This window comes from Peribacillus simplex (assembly GCF_001542915.1).
Lineage (GTDB): Bacteria > Bacillota > Bacilli > Bacillales > DSM-1321 > Peribacillus > Peribacillus simplex_B.
The window spans coordinates 69,092-95,652 of the sequence record NZ_LNNH01000039.1; the positions used below are offsets into that span (position 1 = coordinate 69,092).

Consider the following 26,561-nt stretch of genomic DNA (forward strand, 5'->3'; position numbering starts at 1 on the left):
ATTTCCCCACCCTAAAACTATCATTTTAAAAAAATGTTAGTCGATATTTCATGATAGTGATTATCCAAAAGTGGCAGGTTTTCTTGGAGCTCGTTTCAATGTCCGGTTATAAATCATGCTCTTAAAACTGCACTCAAGCTCCTGCCGATACGAAAAAATAATTTGTTGACCGAGGGGGGAATAAATGTTAGAATTCGAATATTATTTTATAAGCATAATGAATGGTTTATCGTGAAGGCACCCCCTTCACCGACAAACATTTGCTGACAACCGCATACAAGCAAGCGATGAATGCTATGGATGACACTATAGCAGGAGCAGCTTCTGGAGAGACTGTACAAGATGCAGCGCCGAAGGATTCACAATCTCAGGCAAAAGGACAGAAGAGTAACGAATGATAAATTGTTATTCTGACCTTTTAAGAGATTGGTATTTTCCAATCTCTTTTTTTAATGTTCACTTTTGTGAAGGAATGTAAAAAACAAGGCGAAATTTCACGTCCCTCTCTCCAATATCATGCCGGCTTGAAATAATTTTCCACTACTACTATGAAAAGATGGGGGCTTACGGAATGGCTAAACAGGAGTTAAAAAGAGATTTACAAAATCGTCATGTTCAATTAATCGCAATAGGAGGAACGATCGGAACCGGTTTATTTTTGGGATCTGGAAAAGCCATTCACTTGGCAGGTCCATCCATCATCTTTTCGTATCTAATCATAGGTATAGCCTTGTTTTTTGTCATGAGGGCTTTAGGTGAGCTGCTCTTATCCAACGCAGGTTATACATCATTCACCGAATTCGCTACCGAATATGTCGGCCCTTGGGCTGGATTTGTGACCGGATGGACCTATTGGTTTTGTTGGATCATGACCGCAATGGCCGATATCATTGCCGTCGGTGTCTATATGCAATACTGGTTCGATATCCCTCAATGGATTCCGGCTCTCCTATGCCTTGTCATTTTGTTAGGATTGAACCTATTGACCGTCAAGCTATTTGGCGAATTGGAATTTTGGTTTGCCATCATTAAGGTGATCACGATCATCGCCATGATCATCGCAGGAATCATTTTGTTGATCATCGGCTTCAAGACAAGCACGGGTACGGTTTCCGTAACGAATTTATGGAGCCATGGGGGCATGTTCCCCAATGGCATTTCCGGTTTCCTTTTGTCTTTACAATTGGTCGTCTTCTCCTTTGTCGGTGTCGAATTGGTTGGGGTATCTGCAGCGGAAACGGCGAACCCCAGGAAAAACATTCCGTCTGCCATCAATAAAATCCCTGTCCGGATTTTATTGTTCTATGTAGGAGCCCTATTCGTCATCCTGGTTGTGAACCCTTGGACGCAACTGGATGCAACGAGCAGCCCATTTGTTGAAGTTTTTGCGTTAATCGGCATTCCTGTCGCTGCTGGAATCATCAATTTCGTTGTGTTGACATCTGCCGCCTCTGCATGCAACAGCGGATTATTTTCAACGAGCCGCATTCTCTATACGTTAAGCAGGAATGGCGAAGCCTCTGCCAAACTGGCCCATTTAAATAAACAGGCTGTTCCAAGCAATGCCTTATTCACATCGACGATCGTTGTCTCATTGGGGGCTTTGTTAAGCAAACTGATACCGGAACAGGCCTTTACCGTCGTGACCACGATCAGTGCCATCTGTTTCATTTGGGTATGGAGCATCATCTTGATCTCCCATATCATATATACGAAAACACGGCCTGACTTAAGAGCCAAATCGACTTTCAGGGCACCCTTGACACCCTTCATCAATTACTTGATCCTAGGTTTATTCGCGTTCATCCTGCTCGTCATGCTATTCGCTGAGGCTACACGACTCTCACTGTTGATGACGCCGATCTGGTTCATCGTCTTGGCGATGCTTTACAAATATAAAAAACGATAACGAAAAGGATGAAGCCTTGGACTCATTGGAGCTCAAGGTTCAATCGTCCCTTGACAGTGCCACATAAATATATAAGCGTCCACATTAAATTTTATATCAAAATAGTGTAAGCTATATATCATCGGCCGATTGCCTAAAAAAGATGGCAGACGCTTCACTTTATATAAAACGGAGGGGTTTGTTTAATGAAGATGATCTATATCCTTACACTAGTACCTTTTATAGGCATACTAGGATTCCTGCCTTTTGTGAATAGAATAGAGCCATATGTATGGGGACTGCCCTTCAATATGTTCTGGATGTCGATGTGGGTTGTCCTTACATCGGTGATCTTGGGCATCATGTATAAGCTGGATCCAAGGAATCGCGAAGGTGACCAGGAATGAAGAGCTCCCTTTTCATTATTTTAGCATTTTTACTTTTAGCCATATTTCTAGGCATTCGCTCCTCCAAAGGAAAAGACATGAACCTCGAGCAATGGACGGTCGGCGGACGCGGGTTCGGGGCGATCTTCGTCTTTTTATTGATGGCCGGGGAAATCTATACGACCTTCTCCTTTCTTGGCGGCAGCGGCTGGGCCTACGGCAAAGGTGCCCCCGCCTTATATGTTCTCATATACATCACATTGTCTTACGTATTATCCTATTGGCTCCTTCCTGAAATATGGAAATATGCCAAAGAAAATAAACTGATGTCCCAATCCGACTTTTTTGTTAGCAAATATCAAAGTCCCGTCCTCGGCATACTGGCGGCGATTGTCGGTGTGGTTTCGATGATTCCAGTGATCGTCGTGCAGCTGAAGGGTTTGGGGATCATTGTATCCGAAGCATCTTATGGTGGCATTTCCATGTCTGCGGCGGTTTGGATGGGAGCCATCAGCCTAACCATTTATGTCATGATATCCGGCATACACGGATCTGTCTGGACTGCAGTCATTAAAGATACCTTGATGATTGCCATCATAGGCTTCTTGGGCATTTATTTGCCCATTCATTACTTTGGCGGTTTTCAACCGATGTTCGAAGCAGTCAATGCAGCCAAGCCCGGTTTTCTGAAGCTTCCTGACGAAGGGCTTAGCGTATCATGGTTCATCTCCACGGTAACCTTGCTCGTGTTCGGTTTCTATATGTGGCCGCAAGTTTTCAGTGCGGTATATTCAGCGCGCAGCGGGAAGATCTTTCGAAAGAATGCCATCATCAGCCCCATTTATACACTCATGTTACTATTCGTGTTTTTCGTGGGGTTCACAGCCATATTGAAAGTGCCCGGGCTCGTTGGTGCAGATGCCGACCTCTCCTTGCTCCGCCTTTCGATCGAGACCTTCGATCCATGGTTCATCGGCATAATCGGCGGAGCGGGGTTGCTGACCGCATTGGTTCCGGGATCGATGCTATTGATGAGTGTCGCTACGCTGCTCGCGAAAAACGTCTATAAGGAAATTGCCCCGGCGGCATCCGATAGGCACATTGTAAGATTGGCAAAATTCCTTGTGCCCGCCATAGCCCTTATCGCCGTCTACTTTACCTTGAACGGAGGCGATACGATGTCGGCACTGATTCTCATGGGATACAGTTTCATAACACAGCTCTTCCCGTCCCTTCTCTTTAGTTTGAAAAAGAATAATCCCATCAATAAATATGGTGCAATTGCCGGCATCATCAGTGGGTTGGCCATCGTCACCTGCATTACGGTCAGTCATTCGACAATTGGAACCTTGTTTCCATCCTTGCCGCAAGCGGCGAAAGATTTGAATGTCGGAATCATTGCCTTGGCGGTCAATTTCCTGGTGATGTTCCTAGTAAGCCTTGCTTTCAGTAAGAGGTCCATGCAGGCAGAACCTAATATTAACAAGATTTGAAGCAACTACTAGCAAATACGAGACGAGAGGCTCAGTCAAAAAGACTGGGCCTTAGACTGTACTATAAACGTTCCTTATAAAGGCTAAGTTGAACTGGATGCCCACGGCTGACCAAAAGGCTTCTATCAAAATGTTAAAACTGAGTGGATTGGAACGGCCTAAACAATATACCCCGAAGCGCAGACAGTCCTTGATCATTACCCTTACCCCACATCTTGCTTGATACCTTCAATAATCGATCAAGGCCTTCCTTCGGTCATTTAAAGCGTTGATTTTTTCGTTATATTGCTGCATCTCTCCTTCTAGTTTTTGTTTTCTATCCACTACCATCCTCGATACTTCTTTTGGGCTCGGTCCGCCCTGGATGCTCCTTATCTCGACAAAGTATTCGGGAGAGATGATTTTTTTCCATTTGTCTTCTGCTATATGGACTGAAACGAATTCATTTATCATCTTGTTAATGTCCTTGGTGTCCCAGTCATATAGCTCTTTTCCTTCGCTTAACGAACGTTTTGCGATATGACTGGCTATCGAGTGGGCTTTTCTGAAGGATATCTTGTGCTCCCTTGAGAGCGTATCCGCCAATTCAGTAACGGTTATACTGGATTTTGCCGCCATTCCCCTCGTATGTCCTTCATTTACTTTCAAAGTGGCGATGACGGCATACATAAGCTTCATGACACGGCCCGCATTCGAAAAAGCCCGGTATAAATGCGGCTGCAAATCATCTTCCGTATCGACGATATCCCCAAATGGCGTATTGTGGATCATATTCATGGCAGCTAGGGCATCCCCATACGCACTGCTTGCAATCGACCGGGAATGTTCAATGGAGACAGGATTCCTTTTTTGCGGCATGATGCTGCTTACTTGGACATAGGGATCTGCCACATGAAATGTACCAAATTCCCTTGTCACATGCTGCAGGAAATCCTGAATCCATCTTCCGGCATCAACCATGCACGTCATGATCGCCGTCGCGGTTTCCACCAAATAATCGGCACCGGCGATCGAGTCATAGGAATTTTCAATAATCGAATCGAAGCCAAGCAGTTCCGCAGTCCGATCCCGGCTGATCGGAAAGCCGGTCGTGGTCAATGCAGCGGCACCAAGGGGAGACTGATTCACCGTTTCGTATGCTGCCCATAGCCTGCCTGAATCTCTTTGGAGAACATCATGAATGGCCAGAAAGTAGTGGCCTAATGTTGTCGGCTGGGCAGGCTGAGTATGCGTGTAGCCGGTTATATAAGTTTCTACATGCTTCTCTGCCTGGACGAGGAATACTTCTCGCAATTGATCCACTTGACCAATCAGTTGGAGAAGGCGGCCTCTTAATACGAGCCTGTACATCGCGACCCCCATATCATTGCGACTGCGGCCGATATGGATTTTACCCGCCAGCTCATGGCCGATTTCCTCTCCGATCTTTGCCTCCATCATGAAAAATAAGTCTTCGAATTGCGGTTGATAGTTCAGCACGCCGAGTTCTGTTTGAGCCACTTTCCGAATGCCCTCCAACATGATGGTCGCTTCACTTTCCATAATGATCTTTTGCTCTGAAAGCATGATGACATGTGCCCGATGAATATCGAACATGGCATGAAATAAGTAATCTCTTTGATCATTAAAAACAGGCATCAAAAGCTCTTCCGCATATGTTTTTCCAGGAAAAGCACTGCCTTCATTTTTGATAAATTCATCAAGCTTACCCATCTTTGAACCTCCGATTTATAAAGCTTTTTCCGCTTTGATTCCAAAAAACTTGTTCGAAATGAAAAGCACGATAACAATAAGCGTGATCTGTACCATCCCATAGGCAGCAGCCTGCCCCATATTGAACATCCGCAGCTGATTCATGATTTCAATGGATATCGGCCGATTGGAAATCGTATACAGCAGCACCGACGTTGGAAATTCCCCGACTGACTCGATGAATGCCAATAATGTCCCTGCCAACACTCCAGGCATGATGATCGGCAAAATGACCTTTCTGAAGGTATAAAACCACTTCGCTCCCAGGTTCCTGGCCGCTTCCTCGATCGAGTCATCCAGCTGCTCCAAAACGGCGTTCGTCGAACGCACAACAAGTGGGATATGCCGGATGAAATAGGCAAGCGGCAATATCCAGAAGCTCCCCACCAATATTTGACCAAAAGAAAACACGCTCGGTTCATTAAAGGCGAATATCAGGTTCATCCCGATGACCGTTGCCGGCAAGGCCCAGGGAATCATGACCAAAATATCCATAATGCTTTTCCCGACGAATTTCCGTTTAACAAGGACATACGAAGTGATCACACCGAATACTAGATTTGCCAGTGTGGCAATAACGGCCATCAGCAAACTATTTTGGAGCGGTTTAAAGATATTGGGATCTTCGAATAATAGGCGGTAATTTTCGATATTGAATACGGATGGATACGTTTGAAATGTCCAGGTTCCATCCGGTACAAGTGAAAGCAATAAAATCGTGAAGTGGGGTAAAAGCAGGATGATCACGCCGATGATGCCCGTTATGACCAGCGCCCACTTCATAAGCGGGTTTTTCACTTCACTTCTATGTGCCCCAATCCCTTTCGAGGCGATGCGGTAGTCCTTCCTATTCTGATACCAGCGCATGAACAATAGGAAGGAAATTGAAACGATGGTCAGAATGACAGATTGAGTTGCAGCCATCTCCATATCACCATTAAGCTTCGAAAAATAGATTTGCAGGCTCAGAACCCGGTACCCGCCAGCCAATAAAAACGGGGCACTGAAGGAGGCCATTGAAATCATGAAAACAAGCAAAGAAGCGGCAACGATGGCGGGCGTCAACAGTGGAAAGGTCACTTGCCAAAATACCTTGAATTTACCAGCTCCAAGGTTATGAGCGGCTTCTTCCAATGACGGATCGATTTTATGGATTGCAGCGGAGACAGTCATATAAAAATAGACATACATTGTATAGGCATGGACGATCAAGATTCCCGAGAGCCCGCCGATTTTGAAAGGCACTTGCTCGAGGCCGAACAGATCCTTGATGATATTCGGAATCAATCCCGATTCTCCATATAAAAACAGGAAGGCCATGACCCCGACCAATGATGGCAAAACGATCGGCAATATCGCTGCAGATGAAAAGAAGCTTCTGCCTGGAAAGTCATACCGATTAAAAATGAATGCGAGCGGAATGCCTATCATCGCACTGACCACTACACTCAAACCGGAGATATAAACGGAATTCCAAAGCGCCTCCAGGTTCGTCTTCGATTCCTGTACGAAGAAGTCTTGGTAATTACCGAGCGATGCTGCCCCATCTTTTTGCAGGCTTTCGATGAAAGTCCTTAATGAAGGATAAAGAACATATGCCGCGAGCACCAATACAACTGGGATAAGCAGCCAAACTGTCAATCTCGTATCGCGATTTTTAATCATGGAGCATCACCGCTTATAATCGGAATGAGCCGAAGCCGTTTCTGTGGTAGTTGAACATGCACTTCCTTCCCTTGATAAAAGTGTCTAAATTCATGAGTATTCAAGACATCCACTCTCAGGAACACGTTTTGAACAGCTACGGTGATAGTAACCACAGAACCAAAAAATTGGACGGAATCGATTTTCCCTTTAAAGCTATTCACTCCTTCTTCTGCCACATCCAAAATCCGGATGGCTTCGGGACGAATCGAAACGGCAAGGTCCTTATCCGTCCGCAAAATGGGCTCTCCCTCTCCAGCGTGATTGGGAACATCAATCGTAATCGGATGATCAACGTTTTTAAGCGTGACCACTACATTCTCTTGCTGCACACTTTTGACTTGAACGGGTAAAAGGTTACTTTCACCTATAAAACCAGCCACAAAATCATTGGCCGGCTGATTATAAATTTCTGCCGGCGTACCGACCTGATGACATACACCATAATTGAACACAGCAATCCGATCACTCATCGATAATGCTTCAGCTTGATCATGCGTGACATAAATGGTGGTGATTTTATAATCTCGCTGAAGCCTTAATATCTCCCCCCTCATTTCATCACGAAGCTTGGCGTCCAAATTACTTAATGGTTCATCCAGCAGCAATATTTCCGGTTCGATCACCAGTGCTCTCGCAAGGGCCACCCGCTGCTGCTGACCGCCGCTTAACTGGCTCACTTGGCGGTTTGGGTAGCTCTCAAGCCTGACTTTTTGGAGAGCATCCAGCACTCTCGTCTTTAACTCCGACGATGGGATTTTTCTAACACGCAGGCCAAATGCCACATTTTCAAAAACAGTCATATGGGGAAAGAGAGCATAGTTTTGAAATACCATGCCTGTATTTCTTTTTTCCGGCGGTACGCGCGTCATATCTTTGTCGCTAAAGCGGACGATGCCTTTCGTAGGATAATAAAAGCCGGCAATCATCCGAAGCGTCGTCGTTTTACCGCAGCCGCTCGGTCCAAGAAAGGTAAAAAATTCTCCTTCGTTGATTTCCAGGTTTAAATGGTCAACAGCTATCGTTTTTCCGAAGGCTTTTTGGACATTTTCCATTTTTATTGAAGCCATCCAACGACACTTCCTTATTCTTTAATTTCCTTATCCCCACTTTTAATGTTTTCGTCCCAATATTTCATCCACTCATCACCTTTTTCTTGGAAAACATCCCAATCAATATCCATCGCTTTGATTTTTGTGCTCGTAATCCATTCTGGTAAATCCGGTACATCACTTCTTGTCGGGATCCGATAAAATTCTTCGGCTAGATTTTTTGCCGCTTCCTTCGAATTGACGAACTCATAAAACGCTTCGGCCGCTTTCGGATGCTTGGCACCTTCCACGATGGCAATTCCTTCGGTCAGTACCGGCGTCCCGCTTTCCGGAATGACGAACTCGAACGGATACTTTTTATTTTCTTTCAGCATGACGACATCCGGCATGGCCCATACGGAAAGGGAGCCCTCTCCTTTGGCTATCTTGTTATACATCAATTCCGGATTTGCTGAATATTCCTTTGTGTTTTGGTCGAGTTTCTTTAACCAGTCATATCCTTCTTTTGGATCCTTCGCATCTTTATACGTACGATAGATCATCGAAGAAAAGATGGTCCTCATCGTACCTGAGGCTAACGGATAGCGGATGATGATTTCGTCTTTCCACTTCGGATCGAGCAATTCATCCCAATCTTGCGGAACTTCATCCTTTGAAAGCTCGTTGCTGTTATACATGATCACTTCGGGTGTCTGGCTCGTTCCCGTCCAAAACCATTCCGGATCGTGGAATCCTTCATCAAGGCTATTTGAATAGGTTGGCTTATATGCAGCTAGCAGCCCATCAGCCTTAGCTTGATTGAAATTTGTTGAAGGAGCTCCCCACCAAACGTCTGCCTGCGGGTTATTTTTCTCTGATCGAACTCGGTCGAGGATTTCCTGGGACCCCATGTCAAGCCACTCGACATCAATCCCATATTTAGCTTCGAACTGCTTTTCATATTTTGCTAAAATATCCTTTCCATGCGGCGAGTACACCACAATTTTGTCTTCCAATCCTCCCTTGGCACCGCCAGCTTCGCCATTCGTTTCCGTATCTGCTCCGTTACAACCGGAAATCAATAGGGCCGTCGATAAGGCCCATAAGGAAAGATACACTCTTTTGCTGTATTTCATATATGATCCCCCTCATCACGTAAATTCAAGACACTATCATGCTCCCTCAAAAATAGGGATACCGCTCCTAATACACCTGCGTTTTCTCCCAGTCTGGCTGGTTTGATTTCTACTGAACTTGGAAGATAGCGATCAATGATCTCCTGTATTCTAGGTAAAATATATGCAGCTGAATGCAAGACGCCACCTCCTAAAATGATCACCTCGGGATTTAACAAACTGGCCGCATTGACAACGCCGCAAGCTAAATGTTCGAGCGCTTGATGAATGACTTCGATTGCTGTCGCATCACCTTTCGCTGCGGATGAAAAAGCATCTGCCCCTGAAAGCTGTGAAGACTGGACCTGCCCGAACAAGGAATGATGAGGATTGTTTCGTACAGCCTCGGTATAGTGATCGCCAATCGCTTTCCCCCCTGCAACGCTTTCCAAGTAGCCGTATCTTCGGAAAACCGGCTTGAACTCACGTTTCATATCCTCTTTGTCCGTTACCATATACCCGATTTCCCCAGCTGCGCTGGAAGCTCCCCTGTATAACTGATTATTCAAGATAATGCCGCTTCCAATCCCCGTACCAACTGCAATGAACAGTACATTCCGCTTATTACGTGCATTGCCGAGCCACTGTTCTCCGAGGGCCGCCGCATTCACATCATTGTCGATATGAATCGGAAAATCGAAAAAACGTTTCGCTTCCGCTATAAACGGATACTGCACCCATCCTAAACTCGGTGCCTCGATTACCAATCCACTTGCCGTTTGCGTAATCCCAGGAATCCCAACCCCCATCCCTAAAATCCTGTCTCTGACAATCTGGTTCTTGGCAATCAATCGTTCCGTTTCATGCGCCATCTGTTTAAGTAGACCCGTTTGTAGATAAGTACTTGTTAAAAAGCCAATTTCAGCCAGGATGTTGCCGGATAAATCACATAACACGATTTTCACCTTCGTCCCGCCAATATCGGCGCCAATGATATATGCCGCCTTTTCATTGAAAAAGAGCTGAATGGGCCTCCTGCCTCCCTGGGAGGATGATTCGCCTATCCCCTTCTCATATATCCATTCCTCCTGTATAAGCTCATCAACCGCCATGGAAACAGTCGGCTTACTAAGTTGAAGCTTACCGGCAATTTCTGCTCTTGAAATCGGTGAACATTCTCGGATGCATTGAATGATTCTTTTTTTATTGACATATCTTTGTTGACGAGGTGTTCTTTTCATACTCATCACATCACGGCCTTACCTTAGTTAGTTAGTAAATATGACTAATTCATTTCGGCAATTTCTTTCGATTAAACCGCCCGATTATAATAGTTACTTCTAATCATTTACAAATATAACCATAAATGTTATTCATTATATATCTTCTTTTTCAGGTTCGTTAGAAATGAGTACTAACCTACATTTTCTTGCTTCATTACAGCTTTTTAAAAATCGAAGGGGGTTGAAATAAGAAATGGAAAAAGCATGGATAGCTTTGCTTTCCCTTATGTTGGTGCTCGTGCCATTGCGGTTCGATGGGGTTTCAGCAAAGCCGGTGAAAACCAATGTCGCGTTATGGAATGCTGTTAAGCCGCTAGAGACAACCGTTTCATTCCTAAACAGCGGTGCCCACCCAGATGATGAACGCAGTGACTTTCTCGCTTACCTATCAAGAGGATTGGGCGTGAAGACTTCGAGCCTGATTGCAAACAGGGGTGAAGGCGGACAAAACGAAATTGGCGATGAACTGGACAATGCGCTTGGAATCATCCGTTCGAGGGAAATGATAGAGGCCGCCAAAATTACCGGAGTGAAGGCCTATCATCTAAGTGAAACGACGTCCGACCCGATCTATGATTTCGGCTTCTCGAAAACGCCTGAGGAGACATTGGAAAAATGGGGAGAGCAGCTTACGTATGAACGGCTCATCCGCTTTATCCGAACATACCAGCCCGATATCTTGATGCCATCCTTCCAAAACGATGATACCCAGCATGGACATCACCGTACGATGACCATTTTAAGTGAGCGTGCCTTTAAGGACGCGGCAGATCCGGCCATTTTTCCGCAACAATTGAAGCAGGGCCTATCGGTATGGCAAGTTAAAAAGTTGTATGTACCTGTTTCCTCAGCAGATCAAGCCGCCACTTCCATTGAAATAGGCAAATATGATCCCATCTACGGCATGACTTATCCACAGCTTGGGGAACAATCCCGATACCTCCATAAAAGCCAAGGCATGGGTTCCGATATTCCTGCAGAACCCCGCCAAATCCATCTGGATTTGAAGCAAAGCGCCGTCAATATCAAGAAAAATAAGGACCTTTTTGCGGGTGTACCTTACAATTTCACGGAATGGGCTGGAAAACTCCCACCATCGGCTTCAAGATTGAAGGAAGAATTGACCGATATCCAACGAAAATTGGATGCTGTCATTGCAGCCTATCCAAATGAGAAACGAGTCTTTTCTAAATCCCAGACAGCCCTCACCCATCTGCGGAACATAAGGGCACAAGTTAAAAAAGCCAAGTTAAGCACTGCGCTGAAGAACGACCTGCTCCATAAGCTTTCATTAAAAGAAGAGCAAATACAAGCAGTCAGTTATGTCTCTTCAGGATTGGATGTTCAAGCTACAGCAGATTCAAGGATCCTCACTCGGGGACAAAAAACGAAGGTGACCATCACACTTAAAAATAATGGCAAGCAAACATTAAAGAAAGTGACGGCTGCAGTGAACGTGCCTAAAGGGTGGAGGGCGAAAACAACATCCAAAAGTGGCAGCCTTGCACCGAATCAAGCGGCAAAGATCACATACCAAGTTAAAGTGCCCGAAGATACCTCCTATTACCAGGCTTATGACGGACCAACCATTACAGCCAACATTACTTATGAGTATGGCAGCACAAAAACATCCATCCTGGAAGAATTGGATGGAACGATTGCAGTCCTTCCCGACGTCGCCCTTTCCCTTTCACCAGAAGATATCGTGGTGAATACAGCTGATGTAAAGGAAGAAATCCCCGTGACCGTATCTCTGAAAAATTATTCACAAGGAAATGCATCTGCAAAAGTGGCGTTGAATATTCCAAAGAACTGGAAGGTCCATCCTAAAAAAACCACTGTATCCTTTAATGAAAAATTAGAAGAAAAGCAAGTGACATTCACTCTCACGCCGCCTAAAACGATTCAAAATGGCGATTATCAGATCAAGGCCTCTGCCACCGTTCACGGTAAGACCTTCAAATCGACCATCCAGGAAATTTCCTATGATCATATCGGGACGTTTTACTACCAATATCCTGCAGCCATCGACACCGCTGCATTTGAGCTTTTAATGCCCGCATCGTTAAAAGTCGGTTACATCGACAGTGGATTTGATAAGGTGGCAGATTATTTGAGCAATGCAGGGCTTGCCATTACAAAGTTGACTCCTGCTGATTTGGCTGAAGCTGATTTGAGCCAATACGATACGATCGTCACAGGCATACGTGCCTATTTATCCAGGGAAGATTTAAAGGCCAATAACGCACGCTTGCTTCAATATGTGGAAAACGGCGGTCATCTCGTCGTTCAATACCACAAACCGGGCGATGGCTGGGATGCCATGACGACTGCTCCCTATCCACTTACTCTCGGAAATCCTTCCATTCGGTGGAGAGTGACGGATGAAAAGGCAGCGGTAAACGTACTGAAACCAGAATCACCGCTTTTCAACTATCCAAACAAAATAACAGCGGCTGACTGGGAAAACTGGGTGCAGGAAAGAGGATTGTACTTCCCAATGAAATGGGACCCCTCATTCGAAACATTCATCTCCATGGCCGATCCAAATGAAGCGCCATTCGATGGCGGAATCCTGATGGCCAAATACGGTAAAGGCACCTACCTCTACACCAACCTTGTCCTCTACCGCCAAATTCAAGGCCAGGTTCCAGGCGGATACCGAATCATGACGAACTTGATCAGTTACGGATCCAAATAACGAAAAAGAAACCTATGCAGGTGTATAGGTTTTGTAGCTTCGGGATGTCCCATCCCGAAGCCTTTTCGATTTATTAGAAATTATGGTAGTTATAGAGAGGTGCATCATTCACGTAGTCATGCTTGCAGAAGCTGGCTTTATTGCAAGACCCAACTGCGACAAAAGATGGTACGGACACGATCAAAAATCCTTTCGTTCCGCTCACCCACGAAGGCACAAACGGCATCCTTTTCTTGCTTTACTCGCGAATTTAGACACCTTCCATATTAATGATCTAACCCTTTGCACGCACCTGCTAAAGGCTTCTTTTCCCTAAATTAAAAAAAGTTATGCACAAAGTGAAGGGAAACGGTTGCGCGATCGAGGTTCCCTCGTGTCCCGCATTCCTTTGTCCACACTTTATGCACAACTTCCTTCATGGCCAGCTTATTTGCCCGGCCATCCGATGGTTCTTGTCCATCCTTGCGTCCTGCTTAGAGCACCTTACTCAAGAAGGATTTGGTTCTTTCATGCTGTGGGTTGCCGAATAATGCACTCGGCTCATTTTCTTCAACGATGTACCCGCCATCCATGAAAATGACGCGGTCACCGACTTCGCGGGCAAAGCCCATCTCATGCGTAACGACGACCATTGTCATCCCCTCTTTGGCAAGCTGCTTCATTACCTCTAAAACATCTCCGACCATTTCAGGATCAAGCGCAGAAGTCGGTTCGTCGAAAAGCATGATCTTTGGATTCATCGCCAGTGCCCTTGCAATGGCAACCCGCTGCTTTTGTCCGCCGGAAAGTTCTCCTGGATAGCTATTTGCCTTTTCCCTCAGGCCCACCTTATCCAATAGCTCAAGTGCTAATCTGCCAGCCTCGGCTTTATCGGTTGCGCGGATTTTAATCGGGCCCAATGTGATGTTTTCCAGTACCGTCTTGTGGGGAAATAGATTGAAATGCTGGAAGACCATCCCTACCTCTTGCCTTACTTTGTTAATATTGATTTTCCTTTTGGGATCGGTTATATTATGTCCGTTTACGATCACCTCACCGCCAGTAACCTCCTCAAGAAGGTTCAGGCAACGCAAAAACGTACTTTTCCCTGATCCAGAAGGGCCTATTACACAAATAACTTCCTTTTCCTGCACTTCTGCATTAATATCCTTTAAGACCTCTACAGCTCCAAAAGATTTTCTTAGGTTTTTTACGGTAATGATGCTCATCGCACTTGAACCCTCCTTTCAATGAAATTGGCAATTAGGGTTATCACATAAATGATGATGAAATAAATCACACCGACAACCAGCCAAATCTTGAATGCCTCAAACGTTGCCGAAGCTTGAATCTGGCCTTGCTGGGTTAAATCGGCAATCCCGATGACGGACAATAGGGAAGTATCTTTTAAGCTAATGATCGATTGGTTCGTAATCGTAGGAAGCATCCTCCTAAAGGCTTGCGGCAGCACGACATAGCGCATCGTTTGGGTTCCAGTGAACCCGATTGACCTTGCCGCTTCCGTTTGGCCTTTATCAATGGATTGTATCCCCGCTCTTATTATTTCAGCAAAATATGCTCCTGCATTGATTGCAACGGTGATTATTCCCGCTGTCGTACTGTTCAATGAGATGAGATTCAGTGAATTCACTCCGAAATATATAAAGAATAGCTGCACGATGAACGGCGTCCCTCGTATCGCATCCACATAAACCTTTGCAATCCAGTTCAAGATCTTGATAGGGGCAAGTCGCAGCAGGGCCACTACTAAACCAATCAAAAAACCTAGGATAATGGCAATCACAAAGATGTAAAGCGTCACCTGAAGTCCTTTTACTAACATAGGCAAAGCCGCAACAATTATATCCATTCCTTTCACCCCTTCGAAAAAGAAAGCGCGCCTCAGGCGCGCTTATTGAGCCTTTAATCTATTCACCAAGATACGTTTTTATGATTTCATCATATTTGCCGTCTTTTTTCAGATTGGCAAGACCCGCATCTATTTTCTTCAATAGATCCTGGTTTTCGCCTTTCAATACAGCAATTCCATACTGATCCCCATTCAAGCGCTCACCTACGGTTTTCAAGCCAAGGTCTTTTTGGGCAATGGCATACGAGATTACCGGATAATCTTCGATAAGTGCATCGGCATTGCCATTCGACACTTCCTGGAACATCGCTGGAGAGTCATTGAACTGAACCACTTTAATCTTTAATTTACCAGCATTATCCTGTGCGTATTTGGCACCAGTTGTCCCTTTTTTGACCGCTACCGTCTTCCCCTTAAGGTCAGCAACCGATTTAGTGGACTTATTATCCTTCGTAACGACGACAGTCAAACCTGCATCGAAATATGGCGTCGAGAAATCAACAACCTTTTTTCTATCTTCGGTAATGCTCATGCCTGCAATGGCCACATCAAGCTGGTTTGCTTGCATCGCTGGAATGATCCCGCCGAAATCCATCGGAGATAACTTGATTTTAAAATTCTGGTCTTTCGCAATTGCATTGATTAAATCAATATCAATGCCTTTATATTCGTTTCCTTCTTTGAATTCAAACGGCGGATATGTCGTATCCACGCCCACTTTATATACTTTTTCATTTTTCTTTTCGTCACCAGCATCTTTCCCATCATTGCTCCCACATGCCGAGATAAAGATAGTCAAAATCAAAAACAAACTAAGTAAACCAAGTTTCTTCATTGAAATCACTCCAATTCTTTGATTATGCGTGATAATAAATAATTCTCCCTATAATATAGCATAAGAATAAAGTATTATAATATGAATTTTTAGAATAAATATTATTTTCTCCAAATAATATTTTTCGTGTTTTTCTTAACTCTTCTAAAAAATAGGAATATTAAAACTAAAAAGTGGCACATATGGCAAAAACGTTATAAAAAGGAGATATTTCAATGAGCGGAATAGATAAAAGAAATAAATTATTGGAAGAACCCTTCACTTATATCCTCACAAAGAAAGCAACCATGATCATTTATTTCAATAAGAAGCAAATCATGGTCGTAAAGGATAAACAAGCCGAGCGCCTGATAAAAAAAATTAAAAACTGTGAACACAGCATATTGGAGGTTCAATTGCTTCTCGCCAAGATTACGGGTAACTTTAAACACGGGAATGAGAAGCATTCGAAATAAAACAAAATGGGGAATCGGGTTCACAAGGTATTGAAGCATTCTCCCAGGACACCTTCTATTTTTTACCAGGTTTTAAACCGTCAAGATTTCTAAATCCGAACCGATATAGTTATTATCTAAATCCTGAGACTTTGAAGAACTATCCGTATATGGGCGCTTGGATGGTTTGGAGTCAGTAGCGCAACCGGCTAATTAAACGTTATGTTTAGTTGGCTTTTTTTATCTGGATTATTAACTGATTGAGGAGTCTGACCATGAATAAATTCAAAGGGAATTATTTAATGCTGATGTTCAGTGCAGGAACGGTTTTAATGGGGATTTTCATTCACTTCTTGCACAGGTACACGGGGTTTTTACAGGACTATCTCATGATGCGGGGAATTGCTGAACTTCCTTCTCACCTAGCATTTTCGCTTGTCCTATTGTTTATGCTGCCTATCTTATTCTTCCTTATCGCAACCGTTTTCTATAAGAAAAATAGAAATCATCCGTTGCTGCCTTGGTCCATCACGCTCTGCCTCACCTTTTCCTCGATATCCATGATAGCTGGGGGAAATGGTTTGGTTGAGTATCATTTTTCAATTTTTATGGTCATTGCTTTAATCGCTTTCTTCGATTCCATCCAGCTTGTCCTGTTGAGCACGATGATTTTTGCCTTGCAACATCTGGCAGGTTACTTCTTATTTCCGGAGCTGCTTTGCGGAACATCCAATTATGCCTTTTCGCTTCTGCTGGTACACGCAGTCTTTCTAATTTTGACTAGCGGGGCAACGATCGTCCTGCTTTTGCATAAAAAATCGATGAAAAGAAACCTATGGGAGCAAAACCGCAAAATCGAGCAAAAAACAACGGAGCTGCTTACGGCATTGGATATAATGTCACAAGAAATGCTGCTTGTCTCATCGGAGATAAAAGGAACGAGTCAGGAAACCAATAGTGCCTCAGCTCAAATTAATGCCAATATCCAGGACATGTCTGTAAAAACGGAACGCAATTTGGACCTGACGGAATCCAATATGCTGAAGCTGAAGAGCATGGAAGAACAGGTCCTCAACCTTACAAAGCGTACGCATGAGGTTGCCGAAAACTCCAATTCCACCAGCACTCATGTGGATACCGGCCAGCAGCTGATGAAGAAACTTCATATTCAGTTAAAGTTAGTCACTGAACATGTATCCGGTTTGGCAGGTACGATTCATCGATTTAAACAGCGAATACAAGAAATCGAGCAATTCACCATCATGATTAACCGTATTTCCGATCAGACTAATCTTTTAGCCCTTAATGCTTCCATAGAGGCAGCTCGTGCGGGAGATGCAGGAAAAGGATTTGCAGTCGTTGCGGAAGAAGTCAGGAATCTCGCTAACCAGTCAGATCTATCTGCCCAGGAAATTGTCCGTGTGGTCAGTAAAATCCAAGACGAAACGGAATTGATCCAGAAGCAAGTAGAACATTCCATCATGGATGTAGAACCAGGAGCGAAGATCGCTCATGAATCCCAGCTGGTATTCGGATCGATTTATTCTTCCAACGAAGGTGTGAACCAGCTATTGCGTCTCTATGAATCAAGCATAAATCAACTAACAGAGACGAACAGGAACATTCATGAAGTATTTGGGTCCATCCTGCATGATTCACAGGAATCTCGTGCCGCAAACCAGCAGATTGCGACTTCTACAAGTGAACAAGCTTTCTTGATGGTATCTTTGATGAAGCAATCTCTTCATCTGGAGGGTCAGGCAAAACAAGTGGCGGAGTTGGTTGTCAATCTAAACCAAAAAGCGCCATCTTAAACGATGTAACCCGCATTTCAAAGATTGCGGGTTTTCGTCATGTTCCAGCTGAATGGAGTTGCCCGTCAACATACTCTTACACTTCCATTCTTCCATCAAAAAAATGACTCCAAAGCTGTGCCGGAGTCATTCGGATTATTAGCGATATTCTTTAACCATTGCCGTAACCTCCGGCTTTCAAGCCCTTCTTCCCCATTTCCATGCTTTGCCACAACTGAATGCCAAAATTCGCTTCTCCACCTTCCAACACACCCATTTTAACGAAGCGGTCGGTACCACTTGGCATAATTTCCTCTGCCAATTGGATGATGAATAGGAACCATTCCGCTGTCGCCAGCAGAATGGCTGTATGACCGTCATGCCCGGAAGCATGCGGGATGTCCTTCACCTTGGAGATATTCGGTTTATTTCCCTCCTCAGGGATGATTGGCAATGCGACGATAGCTGCACGCATGGCGATCGGTTTTCGCCCTGCGTTCCTTTCATGTAACCACGGGGAGATCGAAGTCCAAAACCTGGAGATTTAATGCTTCAAGTCGCTCACGTATGAATGTCTTTGTTTGCCACTCGCTTCCAGAGAGCTCTTGGTTTCATGTAGGTAGCGCCGATCTGCTACCGCCTGTTTCGCTATCGTTTCAAACATTGATAGAATTTCCTTTTCTTAAAATGGTCCGTAGTTGATCCACTCTGCCACAACTAATAAAATCGCACAGACAATCAATTGGATGATGAAGAACGGAATATACCATTTCACCCATTTGTTCCATGGGATTCCCGCGATCGTAAGAGATGCAATGAGCGCACCATTCGTTGGGAATATACTTGCCGCAATTCCATCCCCGAATTGGAAAGCAAGCACGGCCGTTTGCCTTGTTACACCTACAAGGTCGGCAAGAGGTGACATTAAAGGCATGGTAAGTGCCGCTTGTCCACTTCCAGAAGGAACCAAGAAATTAATGATGAGCTGTAAAATCATCATGCCCACAGCGGCAAACCCCGAAGGAATCATATTCAATAAGTCAGAAGCATAGTAAAGGATTGTATCCATCAATCCTCCAGACTCAAAAATAACAAGGACTGCTTGTGCCAAACCGATAATGATGGCACCGCCAATTAGTTCCGCGGCGCCCTTCACAAAGCTATCGGCAATGCTGGATGGCGATAGTCTCCCGAGTATTCCCATGATAATGCCGAACATCAAAAACAGACCGGCAATCTCCGTAACATACCATTCATATTTCATCACCCCGAAAATTAAGATGATGAAGTTAAGTAAAAATGCACCAAGTACCAATTTATGACGAAAAGTCATTTTCACTGCTGGTTGTTGTTTGGTATCTTGATTTAAACGCCCGAATTTGCCATAACTGCCAAGCTCCGGATTCGCCTTCACCTTCATCGCATGTCGATAAACGAACATGACGGCGATAATATAAAAGATAGCGAAAACGATCAGGCGATAGCCAATACCCGAAAAGGTCGGCAGCTCCGCTATGCCCTGTGCAACGCCAACTGTAAAGGGATTCATGAACCCAGCTGTATAACCCATCGATGCACCAACCACAACGATTGCAAAACCGGTTACCGCATCAAACCCTAAAGCGATCGTTAGTGGCACAAGCAACCCCACATAAACTGCCGTCTCATCAGACATCCCCATCGTAGCACCGCAAATCGCAAAAAACAGCATCAAGACCGGTATGATTAGCTTCTCGCGATTCGCCATCTTCCGGGCGAATGAGGTTATGAACGTATCGAGTGCCCCTGTTGCACTGATAATACCGAATACCCCTCCGATGATTAAGACAAAGAATATCGTCCCTGCACCATTGACCATACCTGTATGAATATTACTGAACAACTCCAATAACCCCACTGGATCACTATCGATGAATCTAAATGTATCCGGATCAATCTCACTATGTCCTTTAACCTCAACCTTGTCATAATGACCGGCTGGGACAATATATGTCAAAACTGCTGCAATAACGATTAACGAGAAGATTAACACATGTGCGTTAATGCCCGTTTTCTTTTCAGTACCTTTTTTTCCCTTAAACATCTTTTGTCAAAACTCCTTATTCAAAAAGTTAACACTTATATAGTCATTCTATAAATTATTATTTTTAAATAATAATACATATTATTCTATATTAATACAATCCCAATTTATATAGTTTTTTTAGTAGGTTTTAGAAATGCTTATATATAAAGTAATATGTTCAAATAATAATATTTTTCTGAATATTATATATACAGCAATCTGGAATAAGAGACAGGGAAACCAATGTTAACACGGGGATGATTGCCAGAGGAGCACCGTCTGGACCTGTCTCCATGTTAGACGTGGTTCTGGAAAAAAACCGCTTATATCCTTCATTTGCTAATCCAGCTGCGACAGGTAAACCAGAGCTTGAAAAATTGGCGAACTTCTTGATAACAGACTATATCAATCAAGGAAAAACGGGCAGGTGCTGGGGAAGGATTCAATCCAGCCCGCCCTTCGCATTCACAGGGCTGCATGTAGAGGTTTCGCATTGTCCAGATGGCTGCCTAATGCATGCCCGAACATAGGAAAAGGCTTGAGCCTACCGCCCAAGCCTTTCACCAACGCTGTTTCGGAATGTACCTGAAAAAGCGTCTCTTCAATATCTTGATAAAGTGCAGCAGCTAAGTGGGGTAGTCCACTTCTTCGCCGCACCTTATCCCCTGTATTTATAAGCTAATCCTTTTAAGAAATTCCTGGCGTATTTATCCCCGCACTCTTTATAATTCCTATGCCCCACTTTTCTTAAGATGGCGCTTAGTTCCCCTTTAGTTATCATGACCCCAGCTTCATCCAGAATATCAATCACGTCCTCACTGGTCAACGACAGGGCTATTTTCAATTTCTTCAGCAAAATATTATTCATGCTTTCCTTGATCCTTGGAGCTGGTGCCGGACTTTCGGGCTGGTTCGGTTTTGGCTCTTGCTTCCCTCTTTTAAAAATGATCAAGCCATTTAAAAAGGACTCCAACATCATGTTATTGCAGTTTATACCATCATCATCGATATCATCTTCGTATTCATCATCGAATCCATCTTTTGGTTTTGTGAGCATCTGCATGACTTCTTCCCTTGTCACGTCAATATCCCCAAGTTTGAATATCTCTACCATATCTTTATTTTTTATATCGAGCGCATACCTTAATCGGATTAATATATCATGATTATGCATTCATAAACCTCCTGTATCGTTTTCTTTTTCACAGTACCTTCATTATTTCACAAATGGCTGGGAATAAACACAGCTGAAAATCCGGGAACCATTACGGATTCCCGGATTTTCAGTTTCATCACGACAAACCTTTTGCGAGTCATCTCAGTTCACTGTCGCCGTTTTGTTTTCCAAAGTTATCAAGCAATGCACGCACTTCATCAGTTGATTTCGTATTCATTAACTGGTTTCTTAGTTCACCAGCTCCGCGGAATCCTTTGACGTAAATTTTGAAAAAGCGATGAAGCCCTGTGATGGAACGTGGCAGCACTTCCGCATATTGATCTTGAAGATCAAGCTGCAGCCTTAAAAGATCAAGGTATTCTTTACTGCTATGCTCTTTTGGTTCTTTTTCAAAAGCGAAAGGATTTTTAAAAATGCCTCGCCCGATCATAACGCCATCAATCCCATATTTTTCAGCAAGCTGGAGTCCGGTTTGACGATCCGGAATGTCTCCATTGATTGTTAGTAGTGTATTGGGTGCAATGCGGTCACGCAATTTTTTGATTTCCGGAATCATCTCCCAATGTGCATCCACTTGGCTCATTTCCTTTCTTGTACGTAAATGAATGGAAAGGTTCGCTATATCCTGTTTCAAAATATGCGTTAGCCACTCCTCCCACTCATTCACATCCTCAAAGCCAAGTCGTGTTTTCACGCTGACAGGAAGTCCGCCCGCTTTTGCCGCTTGGATAAGGTCTGCCGCAACATCTGGACGCAGAATAAGGCCACTGCCTTTCCCTCTCGAAGCCACATTCGGTACAGGACAGCCCATGTTGATATCGATTCCTTTAAACCCAAGCTCCGCCATGCCAATACTCATTTGACGGAAATAATCGGGATTATCTCCCCAAATATGTGCCACCATTGGCTGTTCATCTTCTGTAAACATCAAACGGCCACGCACACTTTTCATCCCCTCTGGATGACAATAGCTATCCGAGTTTGTAAACTCCGTGAAAAATACATCCGGTCGACCAGCTTCACTTACTACGTGACGAAAAACAACATCAGTCACATCTTCCATTGGTGCAAGTACAAAAAATGGCCGTGGTAAATCACGCCAAAAATTATCTATCATTTCAAACTCAAATCCTCTCACTATGGATAAAATTTCAAACTCTCGTTTAGAAAATACGAAGTCAAATCCTACACTTCTTTTACACGTATATCATGCTTAATAAGTCATTATCAAACACAAGAACATTTACAATTCGTGAAAATCGGCAATGTTTATTTTAACGAAAATCGGTCCTGAATGGTAGCCTTCCCTTCAGACAAATACAATAAGGAAAAGGCAACTCCCGTATCGGGTTAGTTGCCTTCTTTTAAGATGAGTTGCGAGACACACTCCACATGGCTCGTTTGCGGGAACATGTCCACAGGCTGTATGGATTGCACCTCGTAAATGGTGCTCAATTCCTGCAGGTCCTTTGCCAGTGTGGACGGGTTGCAGGAAACGTACACAATCTTTTTCGGTTTCGCCTTCAAGATTGTTTGCAGCAGCGCTTGGTCGCATCCTGTTCTTGGCGGATCGACGACAAGCATGTCCGGCTTCCAGCCCTCTTTAATCCAGCGAGGCAGGATGTTTTCAGCTTTTCCCGTTTCGTAGTGCATGTTGCTTCGCTTATGTTTTTTTGCATTTTTCTTGGCGTCTTCAATCGATTCCTTGATGACATCCATTCCACGAACCTCTTTAGCCTCTTCAGAAAGCCATAGTCCGATCGTTCCGACTCCGCAATAGGCATCGACAACTTTTTCCGTACCGGTCAGGGCTGCTGCCTTTTTCACTTCATCATACATGCGGACCGTTTGGACAGGATTAAGCTGGAAGAAGGTACGGGCTGATAGTTCGTATGATAAGTCACCCAATGTTTCGTTGATGACTTTACCGCCAGCAAGATGAATCGTTTTTTCACCAAAAATAAGCGAGGTATTTCGGTTGTTGATGTTTTGTACGACTGATTTCACTTCAGGAAGCTGATCGCGAATTTGTTTAAGCAGCTGATCCTTTTGGGGAATTTCTTCCGCTCCCGTCACAAGGACGACCTGCACCTCGCCAGTTTCAAAGCCTACCCGTGTGATGACCGTACGGATTACGCCCTTTCTTTTTCTTTCGTTATAAATCGAGATGTTCAGGTTTTTCAGGATCTTTTTCACTGTACGTGTCACTTTATTGGTTGCCTTATGCTGTACAAGGCAGTTCGGGATGTCGATCAATGTATGGGAATTCAAACCGTATAGGCCCGCAATCAATTTTCCATCTTTTTGACCGACCTGGTACTGACTTTTATTCCGGTAATTCCAAGGGTTTTCCATGCCGATCGTTTCTTTTATATTTAATGAAAAAACCGGAAGTTTCGTATGACGCTCCATCGCTTGAATGACGATATCGCGTTTTTCAACAAGCTGCTGGTCATAGCTTAAATGCTGTAATTGACAGCCGCCGCATTCTGCGTAAACCGGGCAGGGCGCGGTGATTCGGTGCGGTGATTCTTTCCGGATGGTTTTAATTTTCGCCTCGGTGAAGTTTGGCTGTACCTTTGTGACCGAGGCTACAATTTCCTCACCTGGCAAGGCTCCTGGGACGAAGACGACCTTCTTTTTAAAATAACCGACTCCCTCTCCGTTAATGCCAAGTCTTTTAATGGTCAATGGAAGGGTTTGGTTCACTTCCAGTTGGGTATCTTGAATGTTTGTCATTTCTTTTCACTCCGTTTTTCAATGCTTCTCCATAAATAGAGGGAAGCGTAGCTTAGATATGGAGCCCAGTTGACACTATAGGTCTCCATTTCTTCTTGGGTCGGCTTTTGCGGTAAGCCATATAAAATTTTCAGTGCATTTTGAATGCCTATATCAGCTTTAGGAAATAGATTCGGCCTTCCGAGTCCGAAAAGCAGAAAGTTTTCAGCCGTCCATCTGCCGATACCGCGTATTTTTATTAGTGTATCCAGAACTTCTTGATCGGATAGCTTTTCCAATACATCAAGTTGGAGATGACCTTGGGTGATTTGCTCGGAAAGGCCGATGACGTATTCCGCTTTTCGCCCGCTGAACTGAATCGCTCTCAATTGCTCGATCCTAAGTTGGGCGGTCGTCGCCGGTGTGGGATAGAACCAGGCACCATCCATTTGGTAACCAAAGGTTTTTACGAATCGTTCCGTGAGCGTATGGGCAAAGGATAAATTTAATTGCTGATGTATGATGCATTTGACGAGGCAGCTGTAGTAATCGAAATCCAGAACAATCGCCGTTCCCCGATGTTCTTCGAAGATATCACTCAAATCGGATTCCCGGAAATGCCGGGATACGCCTTCCAATGGCTGATGCCAATGAAAGACCTTTTTTAACCGTTCAATTGCTTTAGACCTGTACGCCTCTGAATGACCTTTAATGATAAAGAAAGGCTCATCGATGCTTCCGATTGCCTGAACCTGTAAAACGATAGGTTCTTTTTCTATATAAAGCGGAACTTTTACCGTCCTGTTCGTAAAATCAACTACTTGAAGTGGGTCTAACGATAACCGTTCGAGAACTAGATCGAAATTATAAGGCCCTTGAACCTGTAATTTTTCAGTCCACACAACTGATCCATCCTTTAGCAGTTTTCCACGTATTATAGCACGTTTCCTGAAATAATACTTGGAATTGAGGATAATGGAAAAAAGCGGGACCTGAAATGTCGCTACAGGTACCCGCTTTTCATTATTAATACAGCATTCTGCTTGGCAATTGTTTTTCAATCATCAAATTATCCAGACTGCTGAAAGTATACCCTCGCTTTTCAAGATCCGTCAAAATTGAGTCCAGTGCGTCCGCATTATCTTTGGAAACTGTATGGAGCAATAAAATGGCACCTGGATGAATCTGCTTCAGCACTTCATCATGAGCGAAAGCCGCTCCCTTCTGCTGGTCTACGATCCAGTCTTTATAGGCAAGCGACCAAAAAATGTGGTAATACCCTTCCTTCTTGGCGACCTCCATCGTTCTTTCATTGAACACCCCTCGAGGAGGACGCAAATAATTCATTTCCTTTTGCCCCGTTAACTTCTCCGTCGCTTTTTTAACCCGCTCCAGCTCGGTGCGGATCACATCGTCCGTGACGCTCGTCATATCAGGGTGGTTCCAGGAATGGTTCCCGACGATATGACCTTCATTTGCCATCCTTACAACTAGCTCAGGCGCCGTTTTCAAATAATGTCCCGTAACGAAAAAAGCCCCAGGCGCCTTATGTTTCTTCAGAACATCCAGAATCTGTGCCGTATAACCATTTTCATACCCGTTATCGAACGTCAAATATATATCCTTCTTCGTTGTATCCCCTTTATAAATCGCTTCATATTTAGGCAGCATTTCATTGAAGTTTTTTCCTGCATCGGCAGGTAGCTCATTTTTCCCTTTATTGAAACCCCAATTATAGGATTCCGCAAAAGCCGGGCTCCCCAAAGAGCAGATCAAGCAAACAAGAACAGTTAACATCGCCTTTTTTTTCATTGGAATATCCCCCATGTCCTTTTTCTTAGTGTTTGGAACATGAAGATTTATATGCATGCTATCGTTGGTCGATTTTCCCTCGCGTTTGGACGGATTATTGGCGGGACGGACGGATTCTTTCCCGATTTGGTCGGATTCTTCGCGAGTAGGACGGATTCTTTCCATGTTTGGCCGAATTCTTCGCAGGACGGACGGATTCTTTTCGGTTTTTCCGACCTGGGTGCGAATCCAACATACAAATCTGATTGAACAAAAAAAGGGCCATTCCTCCAAAAAGGATTGGCCCCCCTGTTTTTTATCCTTTAAATAACGCCTGTGCCGCCTTCCAGACGATGGCAATTGCGAAAATGATAACGATTACAATTCCGACTACATCTAGGAATGTTTCAAGACCGGAGAAAATGGTACCAGCTACAGGAAGTTGGATGAAAGCAAAACCGGTTAGCATGGCAATAAAGAATAAGAAGTAATTATTCTGCATGAAAATCCCCCCTTTCTCTATTAATGTATGTGCGTCCGTTCCAA

Annotated in this window: 24 protein-coding genes and 2 riboswitches; of the genes, 7 read left to right on the top strand and 17 right to left on the bottom strand. The window is 44.2% G+C overall.

Features of this window, described 5'->3' with window-relative positions; all coding sequences use genetic code 11:
• The first annotated feature begins 314 nt into the window (after window positions 1-314).
• Window positions 315-393: riboswitch (glycine riboswitch) on the top strand.
• Window positions 394-571: 178 nt separating this feature from the next.
• The 3 genes from AS888_RS18395 (at window position 572) to AS888_RS18405 (ending at window position 3,767) form a co-directional block, all read left to right on the top strand.
• Window positions 572-1,909, top strand: coding sequence for an amino acid permease (locus AS888_RS18395; RefSeq protein WP_061143601.1), 1,338 nt, complete (start codon window positions 572-574; stop codon window positions 1,907-1,909).
• Between the two features lie 185 nt (window positions 1,910-2,094).
• On the top strand, window positions 2,095-2,295 hold the full coding sequence (locus AS888_RS18400; RefSeq protein ID WP_061143602.1) for a DUF3311 domain-containing protein: 201 nt from the start codon (window positions 2,095-2,097) through the stop codon (window positions 2,293-2,295).
• Window positions 2,292-3,767, top strand: coding sequence for a sodium:solute symporter family protein (locus tag AS888_RS18405; protein WP_061143603.1), 1,476 nt, complete (start codon window positions 2,292-2,294; stop codon window positions 3,765-3,767). The genes AS888_RS18400 and AS888_RS18405 overlap by 4 nt, the downstream gene beginning before the upstream one ends.
• Before the next feature lie 228 nt (window positions 3,768-3,995).
• Here the strand turns inward: AS888_RS18405 and argH are convergent, their stop codons facing one another.
• The 5 genes from argH to AS888_RS18430 are packed head-to-tail and all read right to left on the bottom strand — an operon-like array spanning window position 3,996 to window position 10,610.
• Window positions 3,996-5,480: an argininosuccinate lyase gene (argH, locus tag AS888_RS18410; protein WP_061143604.1), complete on the bottom strand. Its 1,485-nt coding sequence runs from the start codon at window positions 5,478-5,480 to the stop codon at window positions 3,996-3,998.
• A gap of 15 nt (window positions 5,481-5,495) precedes the next feature.
• Window positions 5,496-7,184: an ABC transporter permease gene (locus tag AS888_RS18415; protein WP_061143605.1), complete on the bottom strand. Its 1,689-nt coding sequence runs from the start codon at window positions 7,182-7,184 to the stop codon at window positions 5,496-5,498.
• Window positions 7,181-8,293 (bottom strand): ABC transporter ATP-binding protein, encoded by a 1,113-nt coding sequence (locus AS888_RS18420; RefSeq protein WP_061143606.1) that lies wholly within the window; start codon window positions 8,291-8,293, stop codon window positions 7,181-7,183. The genes AS888_RS18415 and AS888_RS18420 overlap by 4 nt, the downstream gene beginning before the upstream one ends.
• 14 nt (window positions 8,294-8,307) lie before the next feature.
• Entirely contained in the window at window positions 8,308-9,390 is a 1,083-nt protein-coding gene (locus AS888_RS18425; RefSeq protein ID WP_061143607.1) for an extracellular solute-binding protein, read from the bottom strand.
• On the bottom strand, window positions 9,387-10,610 hold the full coding sequence (locus AS888_RS18430; RefSeq protein ID WP_061143608.1) for an ROK family transcriptional regulator: 1,224 nt from the start codon (window positions 10,608-10,610) through the stop codon (window positions 9,387-9,389). Before AS888_RS18430 ends, AS888_RS18425 begins: the two co-directional genes overlap by 4 nt.
• A gap of 235 nt (window positions 10,611-10,845) precedes the next feature.
• Between AS888_RS18430 and AS888_RS18435 the strand changes: the two genes are divergently transcribed.
• Entirely contained in the window at window positions 10,846-13,353 is a 2,508-nt protein-coding gene (locus tag AS888_RS18435; protein WP_061143609.1) for an NEW3 domain-containing protein, read from the top strand.
• A 73-nt stretch (window positions 13,354-13,426) separates the two neighbouring features.
• On the opposite strand, the gene AS888_RS26915 is transcribed toward AS888_RS18435, so the two are convergent.
• The 4 genes from AS888_RS26915 to AS888_RS18450 form a co-directional block, all read right to left on the bottom strand.
• Window positions 13,427-13,558, bottom strand: a complete 132-nt coding sequence (locus AS888_RS26915) for a hypothetical protein (RefSeq protein ID WP_260320291.1) — start codon at window positions 13,556-13,558, stop codon at window positions 13,427-13,429.
• A 268-nt stretch (window positions 13,559-13,826) separates the two neighbouring features.
• Window positions 13,827-14,561, bottom strand: a complete 735-nt coding sequence (locus tag AS888_RS18440) for an amino acid ABC transporter ATP-binding protein (RefSeq protein WP_061143610.1) — start codon at window positions 14,559-14,561, stop codon at window positions 13,827-13,829.
• Entirely contained in the window at window positions 14,558-15,202 is a 645-nt protein-coding gene (locus tag AS888_RS18445) for an amino acid ABC transporter permease (protein WP_061143611.1), read from the bottom strand. The genes AS888_RS18440 and AS888_RS18445 overlap by 4 nt, the downstream gene beginning before the upstream one ends.
• Window positions 15,203-15,260: 58 nt before the next feature.
• Window positions 15,261-16,037, bottom strand: a complete 777-nt coding sequence (locus AS888_RS18450; RefSeq protein ID WP_061143612.1) for a transporter substrate-binding domain-containing protein — start codon at window positions 16,035-16,037, stop codon at window positions 15,261-15,263.
• A 215-nt stretch (window positions 16,038-16,252) separates the two neighbouring features.
• Between AS888_RS18450 and AS888_RS18455 the strand changes: the two genes are divergently transcribed.
• Together AS888_RS18455 and AS888_RS18460 are read left to right on the top strand one after the other, a co-directional pair.
• Window positions 16,253-16,492, top strand: coding sequence for a hypothetical protein (locus AS888_RS18455; RefSeq protein ID WP_061143613.1), 240 nt, complete (start codon window positions 16,253-16,255; stop codon window positions 16,490-16,492).
• Between the two features lie 115 nt (window positions 16,493-16,607).
• Window positions 16,608-16,689: riboswitch (cyclic di-GMP riboswitch) on the top strand.
• Between the two features lie 57 nt (window positions 16,690-16,746).
• Complete coding sequence (locus AS888_RS18460) at window positions 16,747-18,285, top strand: methyl-accepting chemotaxis protein (RefSeq protein WP_061143614.1); 1,539 nt, start codon at window positions 16,747-16,749, stop codon at window positions 18,283-18,285.
• Window positions 18,286-18,436: 151 nt separating this feature from the next.
• Here AS888_RS18460 and AS888_RS18465 read toward each other — a convergent pair whose 3' ends face one another.
• Together AS888_RS18465 and AS888_RS18470 are read right to left on the bottom strand one after the other, a co-directional pair.
• Window positions 18,437-18,739, bottom strand: a complete 303-nt coding sequence (locus AS888_RS18465) for a zinc-binding metallopeptidase family protein (protein ID WP_061143615.1) — start codon at window positions 18,737-18,739, stop codon at window positions 18,437-18,439.
• A 207-nt stretch (window positions 18,740-18,946) separates the two neighbouring features.
• Window positions 18,947-20,347 carry a YfcC family protein gene (locus AS888_RS18470; RefSeq protein WP_061143616.1) on the bottom strand — a complete coding sequence of 467 codons (1,401 nt, stop codon included), beginning with the start codon at window positions 20,345-20,347 and terminating at the stop codon, window positions 18,947-18,949.
• Between the two features lie 239 nt (window positions 20,348-20,586).
• Here AS888_RS18470 and AS888_RS18475 point away from each other — a divergent pair, with 239 nt between their 5' ends.
• A complete protein-coding gene (locus tag AS888_RS18475; RefSeq protein WP_155645547.1) occupies window positions 20,587-20,859 on the top strand; it encodes a hypothetical protein in 273 nt (90 codons plus the stop codon).
• A gap of 128 nt (window positions 20,860-20,987) precedes the next feature.
• Here the strand turns inward: AS888_RS18475 and AS888_RS18480 are convergent, their stop codons facing one another.
• From AS888_RS18480 to AS888_RS18505, 6 genes are all read right to left on the bottom strand, one after another.
• Window positions 20,988-21,503, bottom strand: a complete 516-nt coding sequence (locus tag AS888_RS18480; protein WP_061143618.1) for a YehS family protein — start codon at window positions 21,501-21,503, stop codon at window positions 20,988-20,990.
• A gap of 139 nt (window positions 21,504-21,642) precedes the next feature.
• Entirely contained in the window at window positions 21,643-22,644 is a 1,002-nt protein-coding gene (locus AS888_RS18485; RefSeq protein WP_081092515.1) for a tRNA dihydrouridine synthase, read from the bottom strand.
• Between the two features lie 212 nt (window positions 22,645-22,856).
• Window positions 22,857-24,245: a 23S rRNA (uracil(1939)-C(5))-methyltransferase RlmD gene (gene rlmD / locus AS888_RS18490; RefSeq protein ID WP_061143620.1), complete on the bottom strand. Its 1,389-nt coding sequence runs from the start codon at window positions 24,243-24,245 to the stop codon at window positions 22,857-22,859.
• Window positions 24,242-25,126: a DNA-3-methyladenine glycosylase family protein gene (locus AS888_RS18495; RefSeq protein WP_061143621.1), complete on the bottom strand. Its 885-nt coding sequence runs from the start codon at window positions 25,124-25,126 to the stop codon at window positions 24,242-24,244. The genes rlmD and AS888_RS18495 overlap by 4 nt, the downstream gene beginning before the upstream one ends.
• A 124-nt stretch (window positions 25,127-25,250) precedes the next feature.
• Window positions 25,251-26,036 (bottom strand): delta-lactam-biosynthetic de-N-acetylase, encoded by a 786-nt coding sequence (gene pdaA, locus AS888_RS18500; protein ID WP_061143635.1) that lies wholly within the window; start codon window positions 26,034-26,036, stop codon window positions 25,251-25,253.
• A 295-nt stretch (window positions 26,037-26,331) separates the two neighbouring features.
• The gene (locus tag AS888_RS18505; RefSeq protein WP_061143622.1) at window positions 26,332-26,517 is read right to left on the bottom strand and encodes a hypothetical protein; all 186 of its coding nucleotides are present in this window, start codon (window positions 26,515-26,517) and stop codon (window positions 26,332-26,334) included.
• Window positions 26,518-26,561: the final 44 nt, after the last annotated feature.